Genomic DNA, 12,099 nt, shown 5'->3' on the forward strand with positions numbered 1-12,099 from the left:
TTGCATGTAACGTGTTTTCGTAGATCTATCACGTTGACTGTATTCAATTCGTTCGACGATGAAGAGATAAAGGGAGTCATCACATCAATTGACAAACCAAGCAAGAGAGTCAAAATTGAACGCGGCGAAGAAGATTACAGTTGGATTAAATTAGAGGAAATTATTACAGCCGGGAACTAAAAAAGTACTCTAGCCTTTAAGGCTAGAGTAACACAACTACAAAAATCACGAAAAAATAACAATCTCTGCGAATGCTGGTGAATTCATACGACTTTAAAGTATGATAAACCCGCTAAATAACAGTGAAAATTAGCCTAAACGATTCAAGGAAAATGCATGAGAATATAGATAGAACATGTCGTGGATGAACCATGATGTGATTTCTCATGGTAAGAAGACTGAGGATGTACTGAGGTTTATAAGCGTGAGGTGTGGGAGTTAAAACTACAAACTAGCTGGTTTCAATATTAAATTAAACTCGAAGAAATTAAAAAATATTCTACTAATCTGATTTACTGTATAATATAGGAAAAATGAACTGGAGAATAGACATCCTATGAAGAAAAAAATCTGGGCCTCGCTTATAGTAGTAGCTGTTATTGGAATGGCCCCTGTTACAGCAATATCAACGACTACGGTCGCCGAATCGCATGAAATTTTGGGTGAAGATCTTCCTGAAAGCTTACGATATGATTCTAAACATCCAGATATAATTTATGTGAAGGATTGTGGGGTCTTCGAGAAAGTTGATTCGAGTTTAGTAGATTACGGCGAAGAAGAAGTTGTGTTCGATGATTTACAAAAGGTAACAGATAAAACGAATGTAATTGTTGCTTATGATGCAACTTACGTTAAAAAAGGCGAATGGGAATAGGAAGTTCATAAATTTACAATTTAGGAGCGCTAGGAAGATTTATATCCAATAAAAAAATAAAATTTCAAGAATTTAGCTGAATTTTATAGATGAGCAAGTTTATGTTTAGACACATGAACCTATGTACACTAAAGTGAGTTTGTACATAAACACTTTAGGAGGATTCATGTGAAAACAACATTGTTTAAGAAAGTCGGATTATTGATTGGAGCATTAATTTTTGCTATCAGTTTCGCACCTAATTCAGGGGTACATGCTGCGGTAGATTATAGCGGAGGGCTCATGGATAAGATGTTAATGACACTCAGCGATACTGAAAGCAAGGGAAGTAAATCTACATATGCATTAACAGATAATAATGAAGCTACAAGCGCGATTATAGAAAAATGGAACACTCCATCTACAGCGGTTGATCATGCAGTTGGAATCTTTAATGGAACAGTTACAGCGAATGCTATCCGTGTAAAAGCAGATTTTGATGTTTCAATTGGATTATTCGATTCCACTGGAAAGGCAATTTTACCGACGTATTGGTACACAGTAAAAGCAAATCAGGCTGATGGAAGATTAATTTATCTTCCTACAACGTACAAAGGAATAGCAAAAGTTAACTTGTTTAATTATTCCAATACACGGACAGTCAGTGTATCCGAGTTTCAGCTGTATAATATGACACCTCCAGCTAATCCATTAGATCTCGCAGCATCTGCAGATGAATCATCCATTGGATTGACCTGGAATGAAGTAACGACAGCAACCAGTTACACGATTAAAAGATCCACTACGGCAAATGGGCCATATACAACATTGGCCACTGGTGTAACCAAGGCCAATTATACAGATTTAGATGTAACTCCAGGTACCACCTATTATTACGTAGTGACGGGTGTTAATCCTGTTGGAGAAAGTATTGACTCAAATGAAGCCTCGGCAATTATTGAGAGCAACGGTCAGGTTGATCCTGAACCAGAGCAACCAACCACACCAGAACCAGAAGAACCTACAACTCCGGAACAACCAGAGGAACCTTCCACTAACCGTGCCATCTTCGTCGTTACCATGACAACGGGCTTAGAGAAAGAATTCGACCTAAGCATGAAAGAAGTAAATGATTTCATCGACTGGTATGAAGCCAAGCAAGCTGGAAGTGGCAAGGCATCGTATGCGATAGATAAACACGACAACAACAAAGGACCTTTTAAGAGTCGGAAGGATTATATCCTGTTTGATCGGGTACTGACGTTTGAGGTAAGTGAATACTAAAAATGTGAAGTTCCTCCAGCTTAGCTGAAGGGGCTTCTTTGTTGTTTATTTTGATAAATGAGCCAATACAATTACCAAAAAGGCTAGTTTGATCTTATTTTAGTGTAGCGTTTACAAAAAAACTGGATAACGAGCACAAAATGCAAAAGCGAATGTCCTTGACTGAACGATTGCGACATACCATTAGAATGAAGGCTGATCTGTAACGCAGGGTTTGAAGTCTTCAAGCATAGCCATGAACGGCGGATGGGAGAACTGTAATGACAAAACGGGTAATTCTGTTGGAAGAAGGTACGGCAGAGATGAAAGGGCTAATGGGCAGTAAAGGGGCTGATCTTGCAGAGCTAATCCATGCAGGGTATTCTGTGCCGGCCGGATTTGTAGTCACTACGGAATGCTGTCGCGAGTTCTGTACCCGTCTTGGACATCTTTCCAATGAAGGAGAGAAAGAGATTATTAACGCGATCCGGCATCTGGAACAGCAAACCGGGAAGTTCTTCGGACACTCGGAGAACCCGCTACTACTCGCGGTACGTAAGGACCAGGATCGAGCCTCAGCAACTGCGACACTGCTCAATGTTGGTCTGAATGATGTTACTGTGGAAGGACTCGCACGTCAAACCGGTGATCGGTTGTATGCACTCCAATGTTATCTAGATTACTTAAAGGAATATGGACAGCTGGTATATGCAATTCCGTCTGAATCTTTCACAGAAATATCGAGTCACGTCAAGGGTCGGGATGAAACGGAACTTGAATTAAGCATTACCAAATTTAAATATTTAATTGAAGGGGAGGGGCGTAACCCTTTTCCTCAAGATGTTCAAATTCAATTCAAAGAAGCAGTACGTGCGGTATATCATTCACAGCGTATTATAGCATCCAGATCTCAGGACGAGATCGTGCGTAAACCATATTACATCTCTTCGGAGCAAAGCGCTCCTGTTCTTATACAGACGATGATGCATGGAACATGCGGAGAATCAAGCGGGACCGGAACAATATATACACGTAACCCACTGACAGGAGAGAGGGGAATTACTGGACAATACGTCATAACCGGGACCTACCATCAAACGGATCAAGGTCTAGAGCGGTTAAGAGATGACGAACCTGAGCTGTACACAAGTTTGCTGGAGATTGGAGACCAGTTGGAGACGCGTAATGGAGAAGTGCAGGAAATCACCTTTGTGATTGAATCCGGCGCGTTGTATGTTGTGCAGACCCAGCCCGCACGATTATCCTCCACAGCCACACTAAGGAGTACTGTATATTTTGTGCATGAAGGACTTATCACCAAAGAGGATGCACTGTTACGCATAGAGCCTGGGCATATCACGGAAGTGTTGGAGCAATACTACACAGATTCTAACAGCGAAGCGAGCAATGGACATCTGCCCATACAGATCCAGCCATTAGCTAATGATGAATGTCCAGCTTATAACAACTCAGGTCCACCTTTATCAGCAGATCTGCAACTACTGCTCGATTGGGCTGATGAAGTGAAAGAGCTGAAGGTACTGGCCAATGCTGATCGACCACAGGATGCCCTGAAAGCACGGCTACTGGGGGCAGAGGGGCTAGGTCTGTGCAGGACAGAGAACATGCTGTTATCACCTGCGCGGTTCCCATTTGTACAAAAAATGATCCTGGCAGACAGTGAATCCGAACGCAGGCGTGGTTTGGAGCGTCTGTTGCCGATGCAGCAGTCTGATTTTGAACAGATATTCGAAGCGATGGATGGATGCCCGGTAACGATAAGTTTGCTCGATTTGCCGTTACATGAACTACTACCGGATCTGGGAGTGTTGGAGAAACGACGTGAGTGGTTACAAGCAGAGGAGTGGCAGGAGCAAAAAGACCATCAGATTGAACTGGAGGAGCTGGAGCGCGTAATTCGCAGAGTCTGTGAATTGCATGAACATAATCCGACATTGGGGCAACAGGCTTGTCGGCTGAGTACAGTGTTCCCGGAAATCGTTGATATGCAGCTGGAAGCGATATTCCGCGCAGCGGTGAAAGGCATCCGGCAAGGCTGGTGGGTACGTCCCGAGATTATGATCCCGCAGATCGGTCATGTGCATGAACTTCAGGTTATGAGAGATCTGGTGGATCATGTGGCTGACCAAGTACTTGGTGAGGAGAAGCGGCATTGTCTCTATAGAGTGGGAGCGATGATCGAAGCTCCGAGAGCAGCGCTAACGGCGACTCACATTGCTCGCCAGGCAGACTTTTTCACGTTTGGCGCGGATGAGCTGACAGAGATGACATTTGGATATAGTCGCCAAGAAGCCGAGAAGCGATTCCTTCAACGTGATACGGACTCTCGTACGGTAACGAATAATCCATTCCATGTGCTGGACATCGAGGGAGTTGGACAACTGGTGGAGATGGCTGTAGTCCAAGGTCGAATTCGAAAACCTCATCTGAAGACAGGGATCTGTGGAAAAAATATTGTAGATCTGGAGTCGATTACGTTCTGCCACCGCATTGGTCTGGATTACGTAAGCTGTTTGCCTGAACAGATCCCTTATGCACGAATTGCTGCTGCACAAGCAGCCATTAAGGGACAGAGAGAGGGAGCGGACACGCAGAACACGGATATATCTACAATTGCGTAACGCTCACCCTGTCTTACACGGAACTTCCATGGAATAGCAACCAGAAAACTGTTATACTGAAATATGCGTTTTGTAAAATGAACGTAAAATTTCAGGGTAAGGGTTGAAGGCGACCATGTATAATTCCAAAAATGAACGAACTCCATCACGGACCTTATTCGCCGTGTTATTCATTCTTATGCTGTTGAAGCTGTCACTGCTGCGGTATTTCTTTTTCCAGGGTCTGTCCGGCATCGGTCTGTTAACTGACGCATTAGGCGCACTAACTGTGGTATGCCTGCTGGATCTGATCGTGCCCAAAGGCTGGAAGCGAGCAGTATACGGAGGATTCAATGTTCTGTTTTCTCTGGTGCTGTTCGCGGCTACGCTGTATAACGTTCATTTCAGTTCGGTACCCACCTATACTGTGCTTAGTGAACTGGGGCAAGTTGCTCAAGTGCGGGGAAGTATAGGGCCTCTTGTACGACCAACGCACTTTTTGTTTTTCGTAGACATTATCCTGGCGTTGCCAATATGGCTAATTATGCGAAGACGTTCAGCCGGGCGTAACCGCAACAGTTATCACGATAGCGGGTTGACGTTTGGCAGAATCCGGAGACGTTACTGGGGCAAGCTCGGCGTCGCGCTTACCGCCGCATTCTGCATCGTGCTGTCTGGCAGTTTTATTGTCAAAGGTGAAACAATTGATAATGAGTTGGTGCGAGCCGAGAATCTCGGTTTCCTGAACTATCAGGTATCGTCTGCCATTCTAACGAGCAAAGAGAATGAGGCCATTGCGAATGGTAACATTAACGAAACGATTGCCAAGATCAATGAGCTGGTTAGCCAGTATCCGTATCAGGATAAGCCAAGTGATGGTACAGCCGTGAAAGCCAAATATTTTGGTCAGGCCAAAGGTAGTAACCTGATTGTACTGCAACTGGAGTCCTTTCAGAATTTCCCGATTAATGCTTCATTAGACGGTCAGGAGTTAACACCGGTACTGAATGATCTGGCCAAAGAAAGCTATTATTTCTCTCATTTCTTCCAACAGATCGGACAGGGAAACACATCAGACGCGGAGTTCATGTCGAACACGTCTATCTATCCAACTGGCGTTGTTCCCATGTCAGCCGGGTATAGCGATCGTGATCTTCCAAGTCTACCCAAGGTACTGGCGGAAAAGGGATATGAGTCAGAGACGTTCCATGGGAATGACGTTACCTTCTGGAACCGGAACAAAATGTATCCGGCACTCGGATTCACTCGTTACTTCGACAAGCCCAGCTTCGAGAACGACAGATTCAATGACTTTGGACCATCGGATGAAGAGTTATATCGTGTAGGTGTGGAAAAAATGACTGCGCATCAGGCTGCGAATCAGCCGTTCTATGCTCAGTTCATTACGGCTTCAAGTCACTCGCCGTTTACGGTTCCAGCTGATCGTGCACGGATCACGATTCCTGCGACCATCACGAATAAACTGCTTCACGATTATCTGCAAGCGATCAACTATACGGACTACGCGGTCGGTCAGCTCATTGATGAGTTGAAAGCGAACGGATTATGGGATAACACAACGTTAGTGCTCTACGGGGACCACTTTGGTCTGCCTGCTGACGAAGAGATTACACAGCAAATCCAGGCGAATCTTGGCGTCCCTTATGACGGTAAAGTAAGTCGATTCAACATTCCGTTAATGATTCATACGCCGAAACAGACCAAAGGACAAGTGATTGAGCAGCCAGGCGGTCAGTTGGATATGTTGCCAACGATCATGAACCTGATGGGTGTCTCCCTTCAAGATGAGAAGTTTACTGCCTTCGGACATGATCTGCTCAACATGGACCACAATGCCTTCGGTATCCGGTATTACTTGCCGACGGGTTCATTTGTCAACGATGACATTATGTTTATCCCGGGTGCGGGCTTTGACGATGGAACAGCCTATTCGCTGAAGACTTACGAGACGGTAACGGATTTGGAACCGTATCGTTCCGATTATGAACATGTGCTCAGCTTGATGAAACTGTCTGACGAGTATGTGAAGTTGTTACCAAAACGTGCACCATAAATCAAAATTTCTGCAACAGGTCAGATCAAAAACGTCACCAGTTCAAAAGCTGGTGACGTTTTTTTGCATGTTTCTTGCACAAGTGTGGTAATAAAGAGAATAACTAAAGTTTGAAACTGTAATAATTAATGTTACAATGGAATGAGCAAGAATGAAGTGAGCAAAAGCGCGTAATATTCGCAGATCTCATATTCAAAGTACTTATGAACCTAACAGACGAGAGGATTGAATATAAATGAAACTGAGTGTACTTGAACATGGACATATCAACGAAGGACGAAATGTACAGGATACGTTGCAGGAAACCGTCAAACTCGCACAACATGCGGATCAATTGGGGTACTCCCGTTTCTGGATGTCGGAGCATCACGGTAGTGGTGCGCTGTCATTCTCCAGTCCTGAAGTTATGATTGCACATGTGGCTGCCCATACGGATCGAATTCGCGTAGGTTCCGGTGGCGTTATGCTACCTCATTATAGTGCCTACAAGGTTGCAGAGAATTTCCGTCTGCTGGAAGCTCTTCATCCGGGACGGATTGACCTTGGGATTGGCAGAGCGCCAGGAGGCATGCCGATTGCCAGCAGAGCGCTGAATGAGGGGAAATCTTCGAATGTACACTTCTTCCCCCAACAGATCGCGGATCTGGGCGGATATTTCCACGAGCAGTTGCCCGAAGATCATCGGTTTGCATCTCTGGTAGCCGGACCATCAGTTCCCACGGTACCAGAAGTGTGGTTGCTGGGTTCCAGCTCTGAAGGTGCAAGAATTGCTGCAGCGCAAGGGACGTCGTATGCGTTTGCCCAATTCTTCGGAACACCAGGCGGCGAAGAAGCGATGAAACATTACCGCAGACATTTCAAGCCGTCCATCCTGAATGACAAACCACATTCAATGATTGCTGTCTCGGCATTCTGCGCGGAGACAGAGGAAGAAGCTGCTGAACTTGCGCGCAGTAATGAACTTTTCTTCTTACGCCTTGGACGAGGTCTTGAACAAAGTTCATTCCCATCTCTGGAGACGGTGAACAACTATCCATTCACAGCGATGGAGATGGAACAGATCCGCCAGCGCCGTTCTTTTTCCATCGTGGGTACACCGGATCAGGTGAAAGACAAAATTACCGCAATGGCAGAACGCCATGAAGCAGATGAAGTCATTATTGCATCAGCAGTCCATTCGTTTGAAGCACGTCTGCGCTCATTCGGCTTGATTGCAGAAGCCTTTGGACTCAAGCAGGACTAATGCTGAGCAAGCGGGAATAACTACTCTAAACAGACTGGAATCTTGCTCTTGCAAGGTTCCGGTTATACTCTTGCGTGATCAGGGAGAGGAGAGATTCACATGCGCAGATGTGTCATTAGTGATATTCATGGCTGTTACGATGAATTTAATGCACTGCTTAAGCTTGCAGATTATAATCCGCAGCAGGATGAATTAATTTTACTCGGTGATTATGTGGATCGTGGTCCAAGCAGCAAACAGGTCATTGAACAGATTATGCAGCTTCAACAACAGCACCATATTATGGTGATCAAAGGTAATCACGATGCCATGATGGTCAAGGCGCTTACCCAGGATGTTGAGCAATATGATCAACACTGGATTCGTATGGCGGATTACAAACGATGGCAAGTTATCTGGACCTGGAGCTTACTTTTGATGAGCAACAGATAGATTGGGAAGCTTATGCTGAAGCTAAAAAGTGGATACGTACACACTATGAACACCATCTACGCTTTCTGGAACAGCTTCCGCTGGTGTACGAAATTCCGGGTTATATTTTTGTGCATGCCGGGATCAACCCGGATATCGAGGATTGGAGAAGCCAGTCCGAGCGGGACTTCATCTGGATTCGTGAATCATTCTATTCCAGACCAACGACGATTAGAGAGACGGTCGTATTTGGACACACCCCCGTGAAGCATTTGCATGATGAGACAGGCATTTGGTTTGACCCGAGCGGAGACAAAATTGGCATTGATGGTGGTTGTGCCTACGGAGCACAATTGAACCTGCTGGAGATTAGAGAAGACGGGAGTCTACAGACCCTTTTTGTACGGCAAGGGCAGAGCGCGGAAGAGCCTGAGATCTAATGTTTTCGTTGCTTATCAGAGTTTCATATGCTAATTTTTAAGGTTGTACGATGGAATAAACAGGATACATATCATATCGACTTGAGGGGTATGACCAAGTTTGGCTATTTTCAAAATGACTTGCCTGAGAATGATTTGCAATTAATTCGCTGTAAAGGGATTGGAATTAAGCCTTATTAGCGCTATAATCAGTAAGGGTATGATTAAAATATGACATTTATTTTCTATATAAGTTCAACTAAACTTTTTACACGAGAACGGAGAGGACAGAAAAAAGCTGGAGAAGCGGAGCGTTCGCCTTTATCACCTGATTTTCCCTTTAAAAAGGGAATCAAAAAATCTGGGGATAACAGCGATCGGAAGGTTATTCTGTCATCGGAGTGGCAAGTGTAAACATTCTTTGGTTAAACTTATATAAATCAGAATTGACGGAGGGCTATGAATATGGAAAAAGCGTTAATCTTCGGTCACAAAAATCCCGACACGGATACGATCTGTTCGGCAATTGCCTATGCGGATCTCAAAACAAAATTGGGTCAGGACGTTGAAGCTGTTCGCCTCGGCGAAGTCAATGGTGAAACCCAGTTTGCACTGGATCAATTCAAAATTGCAGCACCACGTCTGATTAAAACAGCTGCAAATGAAGTAAACAAGGTTATTCTGGTTGACCACAACGAGCGTCAGCAAAGTGTAAGCGATATTGAGGAAGTGACTGTTGTTGAAGTTATCGACCATCACCGTATTGCTAACTTTGAGACAAGCGGACCTCTGTATTTCCGTGCAGAGCCTGTAGGTTGTACCGCAACCATTTTGAATAAAATGTACAAAGAAAATGGCATCGAAGTGAGTGCACCGATTGCTGGCCTGATGCTGTCTGCAATTATCTCCGACTCCCTATTGTTCAAATCCCCGACTTGCACAGAGCAGGACGTAGCCGCTGCACGTGAACTGGCTGCCATTGCTGGTGTAGATGCAGACACATATGGTCTGGACATGCTGAAAGCCGGCGCGGATCTGAGCCAAAAAACAATTGCTGAACTGATTTCCCTGGATGCCAAAGAATTCGTAATGGGTCAATCCAAAGTGGAAATTGCACAGGTTAATGCCGTTGACGTGAATGATGTTCTCGTGAAGCAACCTGAGCTTGAAGCAGCTATTGAAGCGATCATTTCCAGCAAAGGTCTCGATCTGTTTGTATTTGTCGTAACAGACATTCTGAACAACGATTCCGTAGCTCTGGCATATGGTACATCCACTAAAGCAGTGGAGAAAGCCTACAATGTGACGCTGTCTGATAGCAGAGCTATCTTGAAAGGCGTAGTATCACGCAAATCACAAATTGTACCGGTTCTGACGGAAGCATTCAACACGCTGTAACTCAAACCGATTGGCGTATTTGTACGCTGATATGTATTACAAATAGTAGCAACACCATCCTAGCCTGCTCTGATCCGTAAATGGTCAGGACAGGCTTTTGATGTAGAGGAGGAAGAAATCATGATCAAAAATGAAAAGATCAAAGCAGCCGAAGTGCAGTTGACCGGCCTGAATGGTGAAGATCTGGGTGTGATGTCCACGCAGGAAGCACTTCTACTTGCAAAGCAGCATAAGGTAGATCTGGTGTGCCTGTCCTTGATGACGAGTCCGCCACCGTGCAAGCTGATTGGAGCTGGAGCGGCCAAAGCGGAAGCGCAGCAGGCGAAGAAAAAAGCGAGTAAATCCCCCGATAAACGTAAAGTAAAGGAAATTCGCTTGAACCTTGCAATGGAGGATCATGACCGGGATACGAAGCAATCTCAAGCGGAGCGCATTCTGAAGAAGGGTGATTCGGTAAAACTCGTCATCCAGGTGCATGGAGCCAAAGAAGGAGTTGCAGGCAAGGAGTGGGCTGAGCAACTGAGTAAATCGCTGGCTGAATTCGGTAGCAAAACGACAGGTGTTCAGGTAAGTGGTAAACAGGTTGTTGTGCAACTGGACCCGATTGCTTAAACTGCCAGGAGCGATCCTCGATGTAGCACAAAGGTAAGGCGAATGTCGATACCGTAATGATCTTTTAAATGTAAAGAAAGCCCAATGAGGTGGCAGGTTAACTGCTGCTGTATTGGGCTTGTTTGTCATCACTTGGATTGAAGTATCGTGCAATTTAATGTAAAAGCCGTTTCTGTTCCAGTAGTTCAGCTACGTAAATAACGGCTGCCACCAAGTCGTACATATAACTGTCCGGGTAATACAGGCGTAGAACCAGCGGCCATATTATTCTGGTTGTTTTTGGCGAATCGGGATAAATAAAAGAAGTCCGGATAGATCACCATATCCATCAAGTAGGCGGAGACCCGACTACCTGGAACGCGGAACTGATTCAGGGTACGTATAATATCTTCGCCGCGTGCAATACCAATGCCGTGTCCGTAATACCAGTTCTCGCGCAGCATGAACGTATTCTCTCCCTGCCACTCGGGAGTTTCCGGAGAAACATCCGGATTCTTGAAATACAGCACATCTCCTGGCAGGGCGGTTTCGCTACCGTTTTTTTCGGTTAATCGCAGGTCACTGTCATAATGCCAGTCAAAGAGTAACAGATTTCGAAACAGGGAATTAAAAGCGTCTTCACGAATGCTTCCCAGCACGCCACCATACAGCACAATAACGGTAGCTGTTGCACATTCAAAGGCATATAAGTGTCCATTCCTCCAGATATCCCGGATACCGTCGGCGGGGGACACGTTTGATCTTAGTTCGAACCCACCTTCCGCATTACGATTCCAGTAGGCAGGATTACATCTGGATTTTTCAAAGGATGCAAAACTCACACCACTTCGATCCAATCCTTCCGCTGCATCCACGAGAGAGCCCCTCAAGTCCCACTCAAAACGAAGATGATCCATGGATTGGTACACATACCTTGTAGGACGATCCTGTAGTTGCTGTAACCAATACCATTCAAAATCAGACCATTCCGAGCGGTTCAGCTGGGCGGGTTGATTAGCAACAATGATCATGATCCATAACCTCCGTTCCTATTCGAATATTCAACATTGTATAATCGGGAGAGCACGGGTATTGTGTAGTATATGTCGATTCATGCAGCAATTTTGTCCGATCTCGTTTATCAATCATGGCATTTGGGGTAGTACTCTATAGATGAAGTTATGTTCAGGTCGATCTATTCATACGGAATACATTCAGATTCTCAT

Annotated in this window: 11 protein-coding genes; 10 read left to right on the forward strand and 1 reads right to left on the reverse strand. The window is 45.0% G+C overall.

The window, feature by feature from the left end; all coding sequences use genetic code 11:
• From ACE04G_RS20405 to infC, 10 genes are all read left to right on the forward strand, one after another.
• Entirely contained in the window at positions 1-180 is a 180-nt protein-coding gene (locus ACE04G_RS20405; protein ID WP_221824952.1) for a YolD-like family protein, read from the forward strand.
• Between the two features lie 376 nt (positions 181-556).
• On the forward strand, positions 557-874 hold the full coding sequence (locus ACE04G_RS20410; RefSeq protein WP_449004418.1) for a hypothetical protein: 318 nt from the start codon (positions 557-559) through the stop codon (positions 872-874).
• 168 nt (positions 875-1,042) lie between these two features.
• The gene (locus ACE04G_RS20415; RefSeq protein WP_449004419.1) at positions 1,043-2,137 is read left to right on the forward strand and encodes a fibronectin type III domain-containing protein; all 1,095 of its coding nucleotides are present in this window, start codon (positions 1,043-1,045) and stop codon (positions 2,135-2,137) included.
• 260 nt (positions 2,138-2,397) lie between these two features.
• Positions 2,398-4,758: a putative PEP-binding protein gene (locus ACE04G_RS20420; RefSeq protein WP_405132101.1), complete on the forward strand. Its 2,361-nt coding sequence runs from the start codon at positions 2,398-2,400 to the stop codon at positions 4,756-4,758.
• 115 nt (positions 4,759-4,873) lie between these two features.
• The gene (locus tag ACE04G_RS20425; RefSeq protein WP_405132102.1) at positions 4,874-6,811 is read left to right on the forward strand and encodes an LTA synthase family protein; all 1,938 of its coding nucleotides are present in this window, start codon (positions 4,874-4,876) and stop codon (positions 6,809-6,811) included.
• A gap of 235 nt (positions 6,812-7,046) precedes the next feature.
• Positions 7,047-8,054: an LLM class flavin-dependent oxidoreductase gene (locus ACE04G_RS20430; RefSeq protein ID WP_405132103.1), complete on the forward strand. Its 1,008-nt coding sequence runs from the start codon at positions 7,047-7,049 to the stop codon at positions 8,052-8,054.
• A gap of 99 nt (positions 8,055-8,153) precedes the next feature.
• Positions 8,154-8,486, forward strand: coding sequence for a metallophosphoesterase family protein (locus ACE04G_RS20435; RefSeq protein ID WP_405132104.1), 333 nt, complete (start codon positions 8,154-8,156; stop codon positions 8,484-8,486).
• Positions 8,438-8,905, forward strand: a complete 468-nt coding sequence (locus ACE04G_RS20440; RefSeq protein WP_405132105.1) for a metallophosphoesterase family protein — start codon at positions 8,438-8,440, stop codon at positions 8,903-8,905. The genes ACE04G_RS20435 and ACE04G_RS20440 overlap by 49 nt, the downstream gene beginning before the upstream one ends.
• A 444-nt stretch (positions 8,906-9,349) precedes the next feature.
• Entirely contained in the window at positions 9,350-10,282 is a 933-nt protein-coding gene (locus tag ACE04G_RS20445; protein WP_076217128.1) for a manganese-dependent inorganic pyrophosphatase, read from the forward strand.
• Positions 10,283-10,402: 120 nt separating this feature from the next.
• A complete protein-coding gene (gene infC, locus ACE04G_RS20450) occupies positions 10,403-10,894 on the forward strand; it encodes a translation initiation factor IF-3 (protein WP_017688902.1) in 492 nt (163 codons plus the stop codon).
• Positions 10,895-11,079: 185 nt separating this feature from the next.
• Here infC and ACE04G_RS20455 read toward each other — a convergent pair whose 3' ends face one another.
• On the reverse strand, positions 11,080-11,904 hold the full coding sequence (locus ACE04G_RS20455; RefSeq protein ID WP_405132106.1) for a protein-glutamine gamma-glutamyltransferase: 825 nt from the start codon (positions 11,902-11,904) through the stop codon (positions 11,080-11,082).
• Positions 11,905-12,099 lie beyond the last annotated feature (195 nt).

It is taken from the genome of Paenibacillus sp. AGC31, from assembly GCF_057334655.1.